Annotated in this window: 13 protein-coding genes and 1 pseudogene; 7 read left to right on the top strand and 7 right to left on the bottom strand. The window is 60.8% G+C overall.

What is annotated here, in order from left to right:
- Nucleotide 1 precedes the first annotated feature (1 nt).
- Complete coding sequence (locus GUC32_RS21105; protein ID WP_025304303.1) at nucleotides 2–310, bottom strand: putative quinol monooxygenase; 309 nt, start codon at nucleotides 308–310, stop codon at nucleotides 2–4.
- Nucleotides 311–343: 33 nt separating this feature from the next.
- Nucleotides 344–925 carry an NAD(P)H-dependent oxidoreductase gene (locus GUC32_RS21100; RefSeq protein ID WP_049204421.1) on the bottom strand — a complete coding sequence of 194 codons (582 nt, stop codon included), beginning with the start codon at nucleotides 923–925 and terminating at the stop codon, nucleotides 344–346.
- A gap of 325 nt (nucleotides 926–1,250) precedes the next feature.
- Here GUC32_RS21100 and parC point away from each other — a divergent pair, with 325 nt between their 5' ends.
- The 3 genes from parC (at nucleotide 1,251) to ftsP (ending at nucleotide 6,053) form a co-directional block, all read left to right on the top strand.
- The gene (gene parC, locus GUC32_RS21095) at nucleotides 1,251–3,524 is read left to right on the top strand and encodes a DNA topoisomerase IV subunit A (RefSeq protein WP_025304301.1); all 2,274 of its coding nucleotides are present in this window, start codon (nucleotides 1,251–1,253) and stop codon (nucleotides 3,522–3,524) included.
- Nucleotides 3,525–3,770: 246 nt separating this feature from the next.
- Complete coding sequence (locus GUC32_RS21090) at nucleotides 3,771–4,505, top strand: 1-acylglycerol-3-phosphate O-acyltransferase (protein ID WP_025304300.1); 735 nt, start codon at nucleotides 3,771–3,773, stop codon at nucleotides 4,503–4,505.
- 132 nt (nucleotides 4,506–4,637) lie between these two features.
- Nucleotides 4,638–6,053, top strand: coding sequence for a cell division protein FtsP (gene ftsP, locus GUC32_RS21085; RefSeq protein WP_025304299.1), 1,416 nt, complete (start codon nucleotides 4,638–4,640; stop codon nucleotides 6,051–6,053).
- 17 nt (nucleotides 6,054–6,070) lie between these two features.
- On the opposite strand, the gene GUC32_RS21080 is transcribed toward ftsP, so the two are convergent.
- Nucleotides 6,071–6,982 (bottom strand): LysR family transcriptional regulator, encoded by a 912-nt coding sequence (locus tag GUC32_RS21080; protein ID WP_369435416.1) that lies wholly within the window; start codon nucleotides 6,980–6,982, stop codon nucleotides 6,071–6,073.
- 136 nt (nucleotides 6,983–7,118) lie between these two features.
- Here GUC32_RS21080 and xapA point away from each other — a divergent pair, with 136 nt between their 5' ends.
- Complete coding sequence (gene xapA / locus GUC32_RS21075; protein ID WP_142591165.1) at nucleotides 7,119–7,940, top strand: xanthosine phosphorylase; 822 nt, start codon at nucleotides 7,119–7,121, stop codon at nucleotides 7,938–7,940.
- 81 nt (nucleotides 7,941–8,021) lie between these two features.
- Nucleotides 8,022–9,278: pseudogene (locus tag GUC32_RS21070) on the top strand (nucleoside permease).
- 28 nt (nucleotides 9,279–9,306) lie between these two features.
- Here the strand turns inward: GUC32_RS21070 and GUC32_RS21065 are convergent.
- Nucleotides 9,307–10,239, bottom strand: a complete 933-nt coding sequence (locus tag GUC32_RS21065; RefSeq protein ID WP_197836029.1) for a PfkB family carbohydrate kinase — start codon at nucleotides 10,237–10,239, stop codon at nucleotides 9,307–9,309.
- On the bottom strand, nucleotides 10,236–11,633 hold the full coding sequence (locus tag GUC32_RS21060) for a cytosine permease (RefSeq protein WP_025304294.1): 1,398 nt from the start codon (nucleotides 11,631–11,633) through the stop codon (nucleotides 10,236–10,238). The genes GUC32_RS21065 and GUC32_RS21060 overlap by 4 nt, the downstream gene beginning before the upstream one ends.
- Nucleotides 11,634–12,290: 657 nt before the next feature.
- Here GUC32_RS21060 and GUC32_RS21055 point away from each other — a divergent pair.
- Together GUC32_RS21055 and GUC32_RS21050 are read left to right on the top strand one after the other, a co-directional pair.
- Entirely contained in the window at nucleotides 12,291–13,025 is a 735-nt protein-coding gene (locus GUC32_RS21055) for a GntR family transcriptional regulator (RefSeq protein ID WP_025304293.1), read from the top strand.
- An 80-nt stretch (nucleotides 13,026–13,105) separates the two neighbouring features.
- Nucleotides 13,106–15,274 (top strand): YgiQ family radical SAM protein, encoded by a 2,169-nt coding sequence (locus GUC32_RS21050; protein WP_025304292.1) that lies wholly within the window; start codon nucleotides 13,106–13,108, stop codon nucleotides 15,272–15,274.
- 63 nt (nucleotides 15,275–15,337) lie between these two features.
- On the opposite strand, the gene GUC32_RS21045 is transcribed toward GUC32_RS21050, so the two are convergent.
- Together GUC32_RS21045 and dkgA are read right to left on the bottom strand one after the other, a co-directional pair.
- Nucleotides 15,338–15,943: a transglycosylase SLT domain-containing protein gene (locus tag GUC32_RS21045; RefSeq protein ID WP_025304291.1), complete on the bottom strand. Its 606-nt coding sequence runs from the start codon at nucleotides 15,941–15,943 to the stop codon at nucleotides 15,338–15,340.
- Between the two features lie 143 nt (nucleotides 15,944–16,086).
- Nucleotides 16,087–16,911 carry a 2,5-didehydrogluconate reductase DkgA gene (gene dkgA / locus GUC32_RS21040; RefSeq protein ID WP_016930128.1) on the bottom strand — a complete coding sequence of 275 codons (825 nt, stop codon included), beginning with the start codon at nucleotides 16,909–16,911 and terminating at the stop codon, nucleotides 16,087–16,089.
- Nucleotides 16,912–16,984 lie beyond the last annotated feature (73 nt).

Genomic DNA, 16,984 nt, shown 5'->3' with positions numbered 1-16,984 from the left:
CTTACAGGGCGTTTTCCAGGATGTAGATCTCGGTGTCCAGCACGCTGTCTTTGAGGGTGTCGCGGTGTTTGAGCATGTGTTCAATGGCCAGATGTTTTTCCAGATGCGCCATGCTTTCCCATTTCTCCAGCATGAACACCGAATCCGGCGACCGCTTCTGCCACGGCGCCTGGGTATTGCTGTCGACCATCGGCGTGTATTCGCCGCAGCCGTCTTCCGCCAGCACCAGCGGCACTAGTTTTTCAATGGCTTGCAGTACGGTGGCGCGGTGGCCGGGTTTCACTTTGATTTCTGCGATTACGGTGATCATGCTTACCTCGTTGATGAGAATGTTCTGCGTCAGTTAAGCAAAAATTTTCGCCAGATGCTCGCGATAACGCGTGATGTCGTCCGCGATATTCGGCTCTTTGATCACATTGTTGCAGATGAAGGTCGGCAGCGCTTCCATCCCCAGGAACTGGTTGGCCTTGTGGAAGTGCAGGTAAACGCCGTCGACGCCGACGCCGTGGAAGAACTGATCGGGATCGGTGAAGGCCTCCAGCGGGGCGTTCCAGGTCAGGCTCAGCAGGTATTTCTTGCCCTGGATCAGGCCGCCGGAGCCATATTTTTTGCTTTCGTCAGAACGAGAGCGGCCGTCGTTGGCATACAGGCTACCGTGGCCGGCGGTGAACACTTCATCGATGTATTTTTTCAGGATCCAGGGTTCGCCCATCCACCAGCCCGGCATCTGATAGATGACCGCGTCGGCCCACAGGTATTTCTGTACTTCGGCTTCGATGTCATAGCCGTCGTCGACCACGGTGACCTGCACATCGTGCTGCAGATCGCGCAGGAAGCTTTCCGCCACGTCGCTCAGGGTTTGGTTGAGTTCGCCGTTGGAATGGCCGAATTGTTTTTTAGCGTTGATAATCAGGATATTGCTCATCTTTCGCGGCTCCCGTCAGAGTTAAGATATGGCATGCCTCCCGCCGAAAAGGCGGAAACCATCTCGCTGGTGACGAGTGTAATCGTTAGTCAGGCAAGTAAAAATGCGATCCGGCGCACAACAGTGTTGACTGCCAGTCAATAAAGAAGCCGCCAGGTAGCGAAATTTTGCATAAACCGCATCGAGGAATTGGCCGTCGCCGGCGATCCTTGCGCCAACTGTGACAGCTACCCCGCAGATGGGTTACTATCGCGGGCAGAATCGACAAGCGATGCCTTTTGTCGTCCAAGGGATTGCCAAGCCACGGTCTGAGGATAATTGAGTAATGAGTGATCTGACTCATGACGGTGTAGAGCGTTTACCGCTGCACACATTCACTGAAAACGCCTATCTGAACTATTCCATGTACGTCATCATGGATCGGGCGTTGCCGTACATTGGCGACGGTTTGAAGCCGGTACAACGCCGTATCATCTACGCCATGTCTGAGCTGGGGCTGAACAACAGCGCCAAATTCAAGAAATCCGCCCGTACCGTGGGCGACGTGCTGGGTAAATACCACCCGCACGGCGACAGCGCGTGTTATGAAGCCATGGTGCTGATGGCGCAGCCGTTCTCGTATCGCTATCCGCTGGTGGACGGCCAGGGGAACTGGGGCGCGCCGGACGATCCCAAGTCGTTCGCGGCGATGCGCTATACCGAATCGCGCCTGTCCAAATACGCCGAAGTCTTGCTGGCCGAACTGGGCCAGGGCACGGTCGACTGGATCCCGAACTTTGACGGCACGCTGCAAGAGCCGAAGATGCTGCCGGCGCGTCTGCCAAACATCCTGCTGAACGGCACCACCGGCATCGCGGTCGGCATGGCGACCGACATTCCGCCGCACAACGTGCGTGAAGTCGCCGCGGCGGCGGTGGCGCTGCTCGACAAACCGGGCGCCTCGCTCGATGATCTGCTCGAGTTCGTGCAGGGGCCGGACTTCCCGACCGAAGCCGAGATCATCACTCCGCGCGATGAGATCCGCAAAATTTACCAGAGTGGCCGCGGCTCGGTGCGCATGCGCGCCGTGTGGAAGAAAGAGGATGGCAGCGCGGTGATCACCGCCTTGCCGCATCAGGTTTCCGGCGCCAAGGTGCTGGAGCAGATCGCCAGCCAGATGCGCGCCAAGAAGCTGCCGATGGTCGAGGATCTGCGCGATGAATCCGACCACGAAAACCCGACGCGTCTGGTGATCGTGCCGCGTTCCAACCGCATCGATCTGGAGCAGGTGATGAATCACCTGTTCGCTACCACCGATCTGGAACGCAGCTACCGCATCAACATGAACATGATCGGTCTGGACAACCGCCCGCAGGTGAAAGGGCTGGTGGAGATCCTCACCGAATGGCTGGCCTACCGTCGCGATACGGTGCGCCGCCGCCTGAACTACCGCCTCGAGAAAGTGCTCAAGCGTCTGCATATCCTCGAAGGTTTGCTGGTGGCGTTCCTCAACATCGACGAGGTGATCCACATCATCCGCAGCGAGGATGAGCCGAAGCCGGTGCTGATGCAGCGTTTCGGCATCTCCGATACCCAGGCGGAAGCGATCCTCGAGCTGAAACTGCGTCACCTGGCCAAACTGGAAGAGGTCAAGATCCGCGGTGAGCAGGATGAGTTGGCGAAAGAGCGCGATCAGCTGCAGGCGCTGCTGGCGTCCGAGCGCAAGCTGAATACGCTGATCAAGAAAGAGATCCAGGCCGATGCGCAAACCTATGGCGACGATCGCCGTTCACCGCTGACCGAGCGTGCGGAAGCCAAGGCGATGAGCGAGCATGACTTCGTGCCGTCCGAGCCGGTGACCATTGTGCTGTCGGAAATGGGCTGGGTGCGCAGCGCCAAGGGCCACGATATCGATCCTGCCGGGTTGAGCTACAAGGCCGGCGACAGTTTCCGTGGTGCGGCACGCGGCAAGAGCAACCAGCCGGTGGTGTTCATCGATTCTACCGGGCGCAGCTATGCGCTCGATCCGATGACGCTGCCGTCGGCACGCGGGCAGGGCGAGCCGTTGACCGGCAAGCTGACACCGCCGCCGGGCGCCACCATTGAGCAGGTGCTGATGGCGGCCGACGATCAGAAGCTGCTGATGGCGTCCGACGCCGGTTACGGCTTCGTCTGTACTTTCAACGATCTGGTGGCGCGCAACCGCGCCGGCAAGGTGATGATCACGCTGCCGGACAACGCCAGAGCGCTGCCGCCGATGGAAATTCACGGCGCAGACGATATGCTGCTGTCGATCACCGCCGCCGGGCGCATGCTGATGTTCCCGGTCGCCGATCTGCCGCAGCTGTCGAAGGGCAAGGGCAACAAGATCGTCTCCATTCCGGCGGCGCAGGCCGCAGCCGGTGAAGACAAGCTGGCCTGGCTGTTCGTGCTGCCGCCGCAGGCGTCCGTCACGTTGCACGTTGGCAAACGCAAGCTGACGCTGCGCCCGGAAGATCTGCAGAAGTTCCGCGCGGAGCGCGGCCGCAAGGGGACCCAGCTGCCGCGCGGCCTGCAGCGCATCGATCGCGTCGAAGTGGATGCGCCGGTGCGGGCGTCGGGCGGCGACAGCGAAGAGTAAGCGTTGGCGCTAGCGTTAACGGGCGGTCGCAGCGTGCTGTGGCCGCCTTATTTATTTTTGCTGGCGTTTATTTTCCAAATAGTTAACATTTCTGCGCATAAAATTATTGTGCGTACTGCCGCCTGGCAGGAAAATAGCGAGAAATGCGGGCGACATGGGCGTGCTTATCGCCCGGCCGGCAAATAATGAGTAAAGGAATCTGCGCAGCGAAGTAAACTGCGTTGGCAGTGTGCTAATGAGGTTGTTATGTTATTGATTTTGCGTGCCGTTCTCGCCACTCTCTTCTGTATTCTGGTGTGTATTTTCGGTTCTATTTATTGCTTGTTCAGCCCGCGCAACCCCCGCCATGTGGCGACCTTCGGCCATCTTTTCGGCCGCCTGTCGACGCTGTTCGGCATCAAGGTTGAAACCCGCGTGCCGGCCGATGCGGCCAACAACGGCAAGTGCATCTATATCGCCAACCACCAAAATAACTACGACATGGTGACGGCTTCTAATATTGTGCAGCCGCGCACCGTGACCGTCGGTAAAAAAAGTCTGGTATGGATCCCGTTTTTCGGCCCGCTGTATTGGCTGACCGGTAATCTGCTGATAGATCGTGATAATCGCGCCAAGGCGCACGGCACCATCGCCCAGGTGGCGGAGCAGTTCAAAAAGAAAGACATTTCTATCTGGATGTTCCCGGAAGGAACCCGCAGCCGTGGCCGTGGGCTGATGCCGTTTAAAACCGGCGCGTTCCACGCGGCCATCGCCGCCGGCGTGCCGATTGTACCGATCTGTGTATCCACCACCAGCGGTAATATAAATCTTAATCGCTGGAATAACGGGCATGTGATCGTCGAGATGTTGGCGCCGGTGGATACCAGCAAATACGGCAAAGAAAACGTGCGCGAGCTGGCGGCCCATTGCCGCGAGCTGATGGAGGCGAAAATCGCCGAATTGGACGCTGAAGTCGCCCAGCGCAACGCCGCCAAAAAATAAGAGTCTACCGGCTTCAAAGAATAAGGTTTTAATTGGCGTTCAGCGCCGTTAACGCCTGAACGCCTGCTAATCTTGATTGGCGGGCGTTTGGGTTTTGCACACGGTTTAGTTATTGCTTTTCATGGAGAAGATATGTCACTCAGTCGACGTCAGTTTTTACAGGCATCGGGCCTGGCGCTGTGCGCGGGCGCCGTGCCGCTGAGGGCTGAAGCGAGCGGAACGCAGACCCCGTTACCCATTCCCCCGCTGCTGGAGTCTCGCCGCGGTCAGCCGCTGTTCCTGACCTTGCAGCGCGCCCACTGGGCGTTTATGGATAACCGCAAAGCGGCGGTGTGGGGCATCAACGGCATGTACCTGGGGCCGACGGTGCGGGTTTACAGCGGTGACGACGTCAAACTGATTTACAGCAACCGTCTGCAGGAGCCGGTGGCGATGACCATCAGCGGTCTGCAGGTGCCGGGCACCCTGATGGGCGGCGCGCCGCGCATGATGTCACCCAACGTTGACTGGTCGCCGGTGCTGCCCATCCGTCAGGCGGCGGCTACCTGCTGGTACCACGCCAACACCCCAAACCGTATGGCGCCGCACGTTTACAACGGGTTGGCCGGGCTGTGGCTGGTGGAGGATGCCGTCAGCAAAGCGCTGCCGCTGCCCAACCACTATGGCGTCGACGATTTCCCGTTGATCATTCAAGACAAACGCTTCGATAACTTCGGCACGCCACAATACGACGCGCCGTCGCAGGGCGGCTTCGTCGGCGATACGCTGTTGGTTAACGGCGTGCAAAACCCGTATGTCGACGTATCGCGCGGCTGGGTGCGTTTGCGCCTTCTAAATGCCTCCAACGCGCGGCGTTATACCCTGCAGCTCAGCGACGGGCGGCCGTTCAACGTGATCGCCAGCGATCAGGGCTTCTTGCCTGCGCCGGTCGCGGTGCAACAGCTTTCGCTGGCGCCGGGCGAACGCCGGGAAGTGCTGATCGACATGTCGAAGGGCGAGGAGGTGACCATCACCGCCGGTGAAGCGGCGGGCATCATGGATCGCCTGCGCGGCCTGTTCGAGCCGTCGAGCATTCTGGTGTCCACCCAGGTGCTGACGCTGCGCCCGACCGGCCTGCTGCCGCTGGTGACCGACAACCTGCCGATGCGCCTGCTGGCGGATCAGCTGTTGGACGGCAGCGCCAGTCGCACCCGCGATTTCCGCCTGGGCGACGGCGGCGCCGGCATCAACGGCGCGATTTGGGACATGAACCGCATCGACGTACAGGCACAGCAAGGCACCTGGGAACGTTGGAACATTCACGCGGATACGCCGCAGTCGTTCCATATTCAGGGCGTGCAGTTCCTGATCAAACGCGTCAACGGCGCGCAGCCGATGGCGGAAGATCGCGGCTGGAAGGACACCGTCTGGGTCGATGGCGACGTCGAGCTGTTGGTGTATTTCAACCAACCTACCTCCGAACACTTCCCGTTCCTGTATTACAGCCAGACGCTGGAGATGGCCGATCGCGGCACCGCCGGCCAGCTGATGGTACAGCCGACAATGTAACCCGCTCTGCGGGCCGCTTAGGGCGCCCGCAGCATCTCCAGGAAGGCCTGCACCACCGGCGTGACGCTGTCTGCGCGGTAAACCGCGTACAGATCCGCCGGCGGCGCCTGTTGCAGCGAGCAAAAGCGTACGCCGGGCCACGGAATGCGGCCGTAGCTGTCCGGCAGCAGCGTAATGCCGCAGCCTTCCGCCACCAGCGCCAGCAGGGTTTGCGGCTCGTTAACCTGATAAGCGACGTCCGGCAAAAATCCCTGCTGCAGGCACAGATTGTGCAGATACAGCCCCAGGCTGGCCTCATGCGGCGGCAGCACGATGAAGCTATCGTTCTGCAGCGCCGCCAGCGGAATGTTTTCCTGCTGCGTCAGCGGATGATCAAGCGGCAGCACGACGGCGATGCTTTCGCTTGCCAACCGTTGGCAGGTCAACCCCGGCAGCGTCTGTTGCTGTGCCTCTCGCCAGACCCCGATGTCGATATGCCGCTTTTGCAGCGCGATGATTTGCTGGCTGGGCGTCAGCTCGTTCAACGACCAGGTGACGCCGGCGCTCCGCTCGCTGAATCGCCGCAGCGCCGCGATCAGGCCGCCCCAGGCCGAGGTGCCGACCATACCGACCACCATATGGCCGCCTTCGCCACGCCCCATCTGTTGCACCTGATGCAGCGCGCTGTCGGCCTGATCCAGCAGTCGCTCGACGTTGCGCAGCAGCGTGCGGCCAGCCGGCGTCAGCGTCATGGAGCGGGTGGTGCGTTTGAACAGCACCACCCCGAGTTGGCTTTCCAGATCCTTGATGTGCTTGCTGAGCGGCGGCTGTGACATATTCAGCCGTCGCGCCGCTTGGGTGAAGTTCATCTCTTCCGCCACCACGCGGAAATAGTGCAGCAGGCGGAAGTTAATCCGGCCGGGATCGGGCAGGGCTTGGGGCGGGTTCATCCGGGGTAAGGCCTCCTGTGACGCAGCTCAACTTATAGGTAAATGGAATAAATCGGCCGCCAAGAATGTATTGGTCTCGGCCGCGCCTCGCTCTCTACTATGGGGATTATTATCCCCCGCTGAAAGAGAGAATACGATGTTTAATCAAGAAGATGCTTTTACCTGCGCCGATGTCGTCCGCACCCGTTTGCCGGGCTTCCAGCCGAAAGCGGCCTTGATTCTCGGCTCCGGGCTCGGCGCTTTGGCGGAGGTGATGACCGAAACCGTCACCCTCGACTACGCGGAGCTGCCGGGTTTCCCGGTGAGCGGCGTCGCCGGCCACGCTGGGCAACTGGTCGCCGGCAAGCTGGAGGGCGTGCCGGTCCTGTGCATGAAAGGGCGTGGTCATTTCTATGAAGGACGCGGCATGCAGGTGATGACCACCGCAGTGCGCACCTTCAAACTGCTGGGCTGCGAATTCCTGCTGGCGACCAACGCCGCCGGTTCGCTGCGCCGCTCGGTGGCGCCGGGCAGCCTGGTGGCCATTACCGATCACATCAACTTCATGCCGGAATCGCCGCTGGTCGGCGCCAACGACGAGCGCTTCGGGCCGCGCTTCTTCAGCCTGGCGAACGCCTACGATCGCGATCTGCGCGCCCAACTGGCGGCGGTGGCCGAAAGCGCGGGCATCCCGCTGGCGGAAGGGGTATTCGCCGCCTACACCGGGCCGAATTTCGAAACGCCGGCGGAGATCCGCATGATGCAGACCCTGGGCTGCGACGTGGTGGGCATGTCGATCGTGCCGGAAGTCCTGACGGCGCGCCACTGCGGTCTCAAGGTGTTGGTGGTGTCCGCGATGACCAACTACGCCGAAGGGTTGTCGGACACGCCGCTCTCCCATGAACAAACGCTCAGCTGCGCGGCGCTGGCGGCGGACGATTTCATGCGCCTTATCCGCGAGCTGTTCAAAACGCTGTAAGACCGCAAGCAAACCGGCGGCGGGCTGCAGGGGGCCTGCTGCACCAATCATCGTTGAAAGCATAATAACAAGGTGATGGCGATGGCGATAAAAACACGATTAAAAGTCATGATTTTCCTGCAGTTCTTTATTTGGGGCGCCTGGCTGGTGACGCTGGGCTCCTACATGATCAACACGCTGCATTTCAGCGGTATGCAGGTGGGAATGGTTTACAGCGCCAAGGGTATCGCCGCGCTGATCATGCCGGGGCTAGCGGGCATCATCGCCGATCGATGGATGAAGGCCAACTACCTGTATGCGCTTTGCCACCTGTTCGGGGCGCTGGCGCTGTACTGCGCCGCGCAGGTCGAGCAACCGATGCTGATGTTCTGGGTGATGCTGTTCAACGCCATGGTTTATATGCCGACCATCGCGCTCTCCAACGCCATTTCCTATTTTTGCCTGGAGAAGCACGGCTTTGACACGGTGAAGGACTTTCCGCCGGTGCGGGTGTACGGCACGGTGGGATTCATTCTGGCAATGTGGCTGGTCGGTTTCAGCCAAATCTAGCTCAGCAATCTGCAGCTGTATCTGGCTTCTGCGGCGTCGCTGCTGCTGTCCGCCTATTCGCTGACGCTGCCGCGCTGCCCGACCAACCGCGCGGCCGAGTCGAAGAGCTGGGTGAGCGTGCTGGGGCTAGATGCGCTGGTGTTGTTCCGCCAGCGGCGCATGGCGCTGTTTTTCCTGTTCGCCATGTTGCTTGGCGCGGCGCTGCAGATAACCAATACTTTCGGTAACCCGTTTCTGCACGATCTGTCGCTCAATCCGCTGTATCAGGACAGCCTCAGCGTCAGGTATCCAGCAGTGCTGCTGTCGCTGTCGCAGATCTCCGAAGTGTTCTTTATCCTTACCATTCCCTTCTTCCTGCGCCGTTACGGCATCAAGCAGGTGATGCTGATCAGCATGGCGGCCTGGACGCTGCGTTTCCTGTTTCTGGCTTACGGCACGCCGGTCGGCTTTGGTTTCGTGCTGCTGCTGTTGTCGATGATCGTCTACGGCTGCGCCTTCGACTTCTTTAATATCTCCGGCGCCATCTTCGTCGAGAAGGAGGCCGACCACCGCATCCGCGCCAGTGCGCAGGGGCTGTTCATGACCATGGTCAATGGTCTGGGCGCCTATGTGGGTGCGCTCGCCAGCGGCGAAGTGGTGGATTTCTTCAGCCATGACGGCGTGAAAGACTGGCAGAGCATCTGGCTGGTGTTTGCGTTGTATACGCTGGTGTTGGGGATTGTGTTCGCGTTGAGCTTCAACTACCGCCACTCGCCGCAGGAGAGTGCGGCGGCGGCGCAGCAAGGCTGAGGGCGCCGAGTGACGGCGCCTTGAAACGTCAGGCCTGCGAGAAGCGCTGTTGCAGTTGGTGCCGGTCCGGCGGATTGGCGGCGCCGAGGCTGGCCACCACGCAGGCGGCGACCCGGTTGGCCAGATCGACCGCCCGCGGCAGCGGCCAGCCGGCGGACAGCCCCGCCAGCAAACCGGCGCAGTGGGCATCGCCCGCGCCGATGGTATCGACCACGTCCACCGGATAGGCGAGAACGTGCAGCGGCGGCGTGCGGCCGTCGCAGATCCAGGCGCCGTCGCGATCTAGGCGGCAGATCAGCGTCAGGTTACGGGCGGCGGCATAGCGCTGCGCGGCATCCACGGCGTCGCCCGCGCCGCACAGCGCGGCCACTTCGTCGCGGTTGAGCGTCAGCAGGGTGTGGCTGTCGCTGAGCATGGCGAAGAAATCTTCGCTGAGTTGGGCGATGCGCGGGCCGGGATCGATCAGACGCGGTTGGTCGAACGGCATGCGCGTCAGCCACTCGCGCAGCGCTTCGCCGTTTTCGCCCGCCAGCTCATAGCCGCTGGCGTAGATCAGGGTGTGTTCCGTCAGCGGCAGCGTGGCCAGCTGCGCTTTATTCCATTGGCTTTCGCAACCGGAAACCGTGATGAAGGTGCGTTCGCCGTTCGGCTCCACCAGCGCCAGGCACCAGCCGTTGTCCATCTGGCCGTGGCGCAACAGCACCTCCAGCCCCAGTTCGCCCATGGCGGCTTCGACAGCCGCGCCCCATTCGCCGTTGCCAACCGGCATGCCGTTGATCACCGGCACTTCAAGGCGCGTCAGCGCGCGCGCCACGTTGAACGCGCAACCGCCGATTTGCCGCGCCTGCGGCTGGGCTTCGATATCTTCGCCGCTGGTCGGCAGGCGGGGCAGCGTCATCACCAGATCGCCGACCGCGCCCCCAATCACCAGGACAGGTGTTACAGCTTCCCACTCACTCATTGATGTTCTCTGCGTTGGGTCAGGTACAGACCGTAAGCGATCAGACTCACCGCAAACGACACAAACAGCCCCAGGCTGGAATCGGCAAACAAGCCTTTGGCCAGCGGGCCGTCGATAAAACCAGTTTTAGTGACCAGCAGGCCGCACAGGGCGCCGAGGAACCAGCAAAACAGCGGGGCTTTGCGCACGCCGCGGTTCTGGCCATGCAGGCCGTACAAAGCGTTGCCATCATACCCGTGGCGACGGCGCAGGCACAGGTAATCGAGCAGGAAAATCGCCTCCCAGGCCGCCAGGAACACCCCGCAGAACACCAGGAAGGAGATGAACGGCCCCATAAAGTCGCCGGAGATGAACAGCACATACAGGGCGATGCCCAGCACCACGACCGCGTCGATCGATACCGCCAACCACTGTTTGACCTGCACGCCGATGGTCAGCAGGTTAAGGCTGGCTGAATACAGGCTGAGCACCGCGATGGTGACGATGCCGGCGGTGGCGGCCAGCAGATAAGGGATCGCCATCCAGGCGGGCAGCACCGAGCCAATCAGCGCGATGGGGTTGGCGGCGCTGGCCAGATCGGGCAGCTGCACGGAAAGCAGAATACCGGCCAGCATCAGCAGCATTAGCGGCAAACAGGCGCCGCCCATTACCGCGGCGAAAATGCTTTTGCTCGACGAGCTCGGGCTTTGATAGCGGCTGTAATCGGCGCCGGCGATTGCCCAGCTGATGCCAGTGCCGGCGGCGATCACCGATACCGCCGGCAGGAAGCCGGTCAACCAACTGCCGGAAGGCAGCGCCAACACCTGGCTCCACTCGGTGTTGAACAGGATATAGAGCACTACGATCAGCGTCATGGTGCCGAAGATGCGGCTGAACCAGCTTTGCATCCAGACCACGGTATTTTGCCCCAGCAGGCTGACGACGACAGTGAGCCCGCCGAACAGCAGCAGGCTGAGCGCGGTCAGCAGGTGACTGCTCCCCAGTCCGAAGGCCTCGAACAGCGCCGCCAGCGTCAGGGTGCCGGTGATCACGTTGACCGCTTCCCAGCCCATCAGATTGATCCAACTGAACAGGGTGGGCGCCACGTTGCCCTTCAGCCCGAAAATCACTCGCGACAGCGTCAGCGTAGAGGTGCGCCCGCGCTTGCCGGCGAAGCTGGTGAGGCCGACCAGCACGAAGCTGGCGACGCCGACCAGCGCGGCGAGCACCGATTGCAGAAAAGATAAGCCGAAGCCGACGATGATGGCGCCGTACACTACGCCGAGGATGCCGATATTGGCCGCCGACCAGATCCAAAACAGCTCGATGGGCTTGCCGGTCTGCTCCGCGTCCGGCACCCGGTCGATACCGGTGCTTTCTACCTTCCATGCTTCATTGCGATTGATATCGGTCATAGCAAATGATCCCTGTTGCGCAGGGCCGCGAGGGCCGCCGCAGTTGACTGAAAATCGATTCCGTTGGCGCGGTTGAGGCCGGCTATCCCGTGGTCGGGGGACGACGCCGATTCCGCGCAGTGTGTAGCGGCTGAGACCGCCAGGTCTGTCAAAATGAGGGCGGTATCCGCCTTATCGGGTGAGGCACGTCGGCCGCACGGCGCCAATGAGTGTAGCCAAAGAGTGGGTCTGCAGCGGGGGTTGGCGAAGCGGGTACGTTTCTATTTGCCGACATCAGTCCGGTTCGCTCACGCGATAGGATCCTGTGACGCGGCTATGAGCCGTGAGCAAGCTATCCATTAGCTCCGTTGCTTATTATCGGCCGTTTGTGCTGGCAGTATATGCCCGCTGCCGGCCATCAAGGGTATCCTTTAGGGCTGGCAGCGGGTTTTTTATTGTTTTTAAAGTGGGTCCCTGGTGTTGGTGCTATTGATGTATCAACATCAATAAGCACAGATTACGCGCGATCTAGATCCAATGAAAGTCCATTAGGCAAAAATTGTGATGCCACTCTGAAAACATTAGCGATATTTTAGTTAAGGTGAGGGGCTTATCGCCGGACAGGCGATAGGATAAAAATGAAATTCAGACAAATGGCATAAGCAGGAGGGCGGGCGAATGACGGATTTTATGGCCTGGCTGCGTGGCCATCTGGCGCAGGGGGCGGTAGCGCCGCGTTATATTCAGCTGGCGACGGCGATAGAAACTGCAATCAGGCAGCAGGTGTTGGCGGCGGAGGCGTTTTTGCCGCCGGAACGGCAGATGGCGGAAGGCCTGGCGCTGTCGCGCGTCACCGTCAGCAAGGCGATGAAGCTGCTGGAGGAGAAGGGGCTGATTTCGCGGCTGCAGGGCGTTGGTACCCGCGTGGCGATGCACATTGGTTATTCCCTCGATAAGGACAGCGGTTTCACCGCTCAGGCGCTGCGCCACGGCAGCCGCGTCAGCAATCGATGGCTGCTGCGCACCCGGGTCGGCGCGCCGGCCAAGGCCGCGGCGGCGCTGGGGCTGGCGGAGGGAGACGAGGTGATTAAACTGCGGCGGTTGCGCTTGCTGAACGGCAGCCCGGTCTCGCTGGAAACTACCTATATACCGCCGCGCTTCCTGCCAGAACCGGGGCAGCTGGAACATTCGCTGTATGCGCTATGGCAATCGCGCGGCATCGTGCCTGAAGATAAACACTTTCTGTTGAAGGCGGTATCCTGCAGCGACGAGGTCGCCGAACTGCTCAACGTACCGTGCGGTGCGCCGTTGTTGCACATCATCCAGACCAGCCGCAACGCCCGGGGCGAGGCATTGGAGTACAGTGATATCTTGTGCCGCAGCGATGTTTATGAATTCGAGGTGAATGGTTAGCGAAATAACCATGCTCTTTTTGTCACTAGTGCGTATAATCGCCGCCCGGCGATTAATTAACCTGTAAAAAGAGCGGCAGAATGAGCACCACCAGCCTGATCCAACCCGATCGTGAACTGTTTTCCTATAAGCCTTATTGGGCGGAATGTTATGGCACCGCGCCGTTTTTACCGATGTCGCGAGCCGAGATGGATCAACTGGGCTGGGACAGCTGCGACGTGATCATCATCAGCGGCGACGCCTATGTCGACCACCCGAGCTTCGGCATGGCGATCATCGGCCGTATGCTGGAAGCGCAGGGCTTCCGCGTCGGCATCATCGCGCAGCCGGACTGGAGCAACAAAGAAGACTTCATGCGGTTGGGGAAACCGAACCTGTTCTTCGGCATCACCGCCGGCAACATGGACTCGATGATCAACCGCTATACCGCCGATCGCAAACTGCGCCACGACGACGCTTACACCGCCGGCAACGTCGGCGGCAAACGCCCCGATCGCGCCACCCTGGTCTACAGCCAGCGCTGCAAAGAAGCCTATAAAGACGTGCCGATCGTGTTGGGCGGCATCGAAGCCAGCCTGCGCCGCATCGCCCACTACGATTATTGGTCGGATACCGTGCGCCGTTCGGTGCTGGTGGACTCCAAAGCCGACATGCTGATCTACGGCAACGGCGAACGTCCGCTGGTTGAAGTGGCGCACCGTCTGGCCGCCGGCGAGAAAATCGGCGATATCCACGATATTCGCAATACCGCGGTGATGCGCAAAGAAGCGCTGCCGGGCTGGAGCGGCGTGGATTCCACCCGCCTCGATAAGCCGGGCCGCATCGAACCTATCCCGAACCCGTACGGCGAGGATCTGCCGTGCGCCGACGGCGCCAAACCGAAAGAGCCGGAAGCCAAGCCTGTCACGGTGCGCGCCGCCAAGCCGAAGCCGTGGGAGAAGACCTACGTGCTGCTGCCGTCCTTTGAGAAAGTGAAGGGCGACAAGGTGCTGTATGCGCACACCTCGCGCATTTTGCACCATGAAACCAACCCAGGCTGCGCCCGCGCGCTGATGCAGAAACACGGTGACCGCTACGTGTGGATCAACCCGCCGGCGATCCCGCTGACCACGCCGGAGATGGACAGCGTCTTTGCCCTGCCTTATCAGCGTGTGCCGCACCCGTCTTACGGCCAGGATCGCATTCCGGCCTATGACATGATCCGTTTCTCGGTGAACATCATGCGCGGTTGCTACGGCGGCTGTTCGTTCTGTTCGATCACCGAGCATGAAGGGCGCATCATCCAGAGCCGTTCGGAAGATTCGATCGTTCGCGAAATCGAAGAGATCCGCGACAAGGTGCCGGGCTTTACCGGCGTGATCTCCGATCTGGGCGGCCCGACCGCCAACATGTACATGCTGCGCTGCACTAACCCACGCGCCGAGCAGACCTGCCGCCGCGCCTCGTGCGTGTATCCGGAGATCTGCACTTATATGGACACTAACCACGAGCCGACCATCAAGCTTTACCGCCGCGCGCGTTCGCTGGAGGGCATCAAGAAGATCCTGATCGCCTCCGGGGTACGTTACGATCTGGCGGTGGAAGATCCGCGCTATATCAAGGAACTGGCGACCCACCACGTCGGCGGCTACCTGAAGATCGCGCCGGAGCACACCGAAGAAGGCCCGCTGTCGAAAATGATGAAACCGGGCATGGGCAGCTACGATCGCTTCAAACAGCTGTTTGATCACTATTCGAAGCAGGCGGGCAAAGAGCAGTACCTGATCCCGTACTTCATCTCGTCGCACCCGGGCACCCGCGATGAAGACATGGTGAACCTGGCGCTGTGGCTGAAGAAGAACCGTTTCCGCCTCGACCAGGTGCAGAACTTCTATCCTTCGCCGATGGCCAACTCCACCACCATGTATTACAGCGGCAAAAACCCGCTGAGCAAGGTGGGGTACAAGAGCGAAGACGTGGTGGTGCCGCGCGGCGAGCGCCAGCGTCGCCTGCATAAGGCGCTGCTGCGTTACCACGATCCGGCCAACTGGGCGCTGATCCGCACCGCGCTGGAAGAGATGGGGCTGAAGCACCTGATCGGCAGCCGCCGCGAGTGTCTGGTGCCGGCGCCGAGCATCGACGAGCAGCGCGAGGCGAAACGGCTGCAGCGCCACACCCGGCCGGCGCTGACCAAACATACCGATATTAATCGGCAGCGCACGCCGTCCAACCGGCCGCCGCGCAAGCCGATTCGCAAGGCCAAGCCGTAACGACCACGCCGCGTGCGCAAACAAAAAGGAGAACCCCCGGGTTCTCCTTTTTACTTTAGCTAATTACAACCGTTCGTAAGCGGCTTCCACTTTCATCAAATGGCGCGGCGCCTGCGGTGCGGGATGGTATTTGCGCACGTGCCAGTTAAAGGCTTCTGGCGACAGGTTGTTGATCATCGCGATCGCCTGCTGGCGATTACTGGAGAAGGTGCGCAGCAGCGCGCCGGTGCCGTTGACGTAGGCGATGATGGTGGCGTAGCGCAGCGTGACGGGATTGGCGATCCCTTTAAGCTGTTGTTTTTGCAAGGTGGCCAGATAGGCGGCGCCGAGATCGATATTGGTGTCGGGATCCCGCAGGTCATCGTCGTCCGGGCAGCCGCGTTTGCCTTTGTAGCGGTAGGCATCGCAGCCGGCGGTATCGGCTTTCAGCTGCATCAGGCCGATCGCATTGGATCTGCTCACTGCGGAAGGGTTGAAGCCGGACTCCACCTGGATCATGGCGGTGATCAGCTTGGCGTCCACGCCGTATTCGCTGGCGGCGTCTTTGATGGCGCTATCGAAGGCGTGGCGATCGTAGCTGACGCGCTGTTTCTTGCCGGCGCAACCCGCCAGCACCAGCATGATGCAAAGCATGCCCAGCCGTGACCCGTGTGAGAAAGAGAATTTCATGGTGCTCCGTGCTTGTCTGTTTTTTAACGGCGTTAACCGGTGGCCGGAGCCTCCGGCGTCGTCATCATAACGTCAGGCGGCGCAAAGGAGCAATGTGTGGGAAGGAAAAGCCCCCTCCGGCGGGAGAGGGCTTGAGCGTGGGTTTACAGGGTATCCGGATCCGGCCCCAGGCGGTTGCCGACGTCCAGCTTGGCGATCTCGCCCAGTTCGTCCTTATCGAGTTTGAAATCAAATACCTCGAAGTTTTCGCGAATGCGCGACGGCGTGACGGATTTCGGGATCACGATAAGACCGCTGTCCAGGTGCCAGCGCACCACGATTTGCGCCGGGGTTTTCTCGTATTTCTCGGCCAGGGCCTTGATCAGCGGCTGGTCGAATACCCCTTCACCGCCCTGCGCCAGCGGGCTCCAGGATTCGGTGGCGATATGGTGCGTAGCGTTCCAGGCGCGCAGTTGGCGCTGTTGCAGCAGCGGGTGCAGCTCGATCTGGTTGACGACCGGCGCCACGTTGGTTTCATCCAACAGACGCTGCAGGTGCGGCGTATGGAAGTTGCATACGCCGATGCTTTTCACCAGGCCTTGTTCGCGCAGTTTGATCAGCTCGCGCCAGGCGGAGACGTATTGATCCTGCTGTGGGCGCGGCCAGTGGATCAGATACAGATCCACATAGTCCAGCTTGAGCTTTTCCAGACTGGTTTCCAGCGCCGCCAGCGGATCGCCCTGATCGTCGTTCCACAGCTTGGTGGTGATGAACAGGTCGCTGCGCGGCAGCGCGCTGGACTGCAGCGCGGCGCCGACGCCTTCCTCGTTCTTGTAGATCGCGGCGGTGTCGATGGAGCGGTAACCGATCTCCAGCGCTTTGCTGACCGCGCGGGTGGTCTCTTCAATACTCGCCTGCCAAACGCCGAGACCCAACTGCGGCATCAGATTACCATCGTGGAGTTTGATGATGGGTTGTTGCGTTGTCATGCGCATCTCCTTGTGTACGGATTGCGGCGCCTGCGGCACCGAAACGGCTATAGATAAATTCTAGTTGGCAAAA

The organism is Serratia sp. NGAS9 (genome assembly GCF_009905295.1).
GTDB lineage: Bacteria > Pseudomonadota > Gammaproteobacteria > Enterobacterales > Enterobacteriaceae > Serratia > Serratia bockelmannii.
The sequence above is the reverse complement of the archived record's forward strand: the minus strand, read 5'-3'. Positions and strand labels throughout refer to the sequence as shown.

What these genes read in the sequence shown, in the direction of transcription:
- GUC32_RS21105 (WP_025304303.1), bottom strand. Translation starts at nt 310, where the DNA reads ATGATCACCGTAATCGCAGAAATCAAAGTGAAACCCGGCCACCGCGCC.
- GUC32_RS21100 (WP_049204421.1), bottom strand. Translation starts at nt 925, where the DNA reads ATGAGCAATATCCTGATTATCAACGCTAAAAAACAATTCGGCCATTCC.
- parC (WP_025304301.1), top strand. Translation starts at nt 1,251, where the DNA reads ATGAGTGATCTGACTCATGACGGTGTAGAGCGTTTACCGCTGCACACA.
- GUC32_RS21090 (WP_025304300.1), top strand. Translation starts at nt 3,771, where the DNA reads ATGTTATTGATTTTGCGTGCCGTTCTCGCCACTCTCTTCTGTATTCTG.
- ftsP (WP_025304299.1), top strand. Translation starts at nt 4,638, where the DNA reads ATGTCACTCAGTCGACGTCAGTTTTTACAGGCATCGGGCCTGGCGCTG.
- GUC32_RS21080 (WP_369435416.1), bottom strand. Translation starts at nt 6,982, where the DNA reads ATGAACCCGCCCCAAGCCCTGCCCGATCCCGGCCGGATTAACTTCCGC.
- xapA (WP_142591165.1), top strand. Translation starts at nt 7,119, where the DNA reads ATGTTTAATCAAGAAGATGCTTTTACCTGCGCCGATGTCGTCCGCACC.
- GUC32_RS21065 (WP_197836029.1), bottom strand. Translation starts at nt 10,239, where the DNA reads ATGAGTGAGTGGGAAGCTGTAACACCTGTCCTGGTGATTGGGGGCGCG.
- GUC32_RS21060 (WP_025304294.1), bottom strand. Translation starts at nt 11,633, where the DNA reads ATGACCGATATCAATCGCAATGAAGCATGGAAGGTAGAAAGCACCGGT.
- GUC32_RS21055 (WP_025304293.1), top strand. Translation starts at nt 12,291, where the DNA reads ATGACGGATTTTATGGCCTGGCTGCGTGGCCATCTGGCGCAGGGGGCG.
- GUC32_RS21050 (WP_025304292.1), top strand. Translation starts at nt 13,106, where the DNA reads ATGAGCACCACCAGCCTGATCCAACCCGATCGTGAACTGTTTTCCTAT.
- GUC32_RS21045 (WP_025304291.1), bottom strand. Translation starts at nt 15,943, where the DNA reads ATGAAATTCTCTTTCTCACACGGGTCACGGCTGGGCATGCTTTGCATC.
- dkgA (WP_016930128.1), bottom strand. Translation starts at nt 16,911, where the DNA reads ATGACAACGCAACAACCCATCATCAAACTCCACGATGGTAATCTGATG.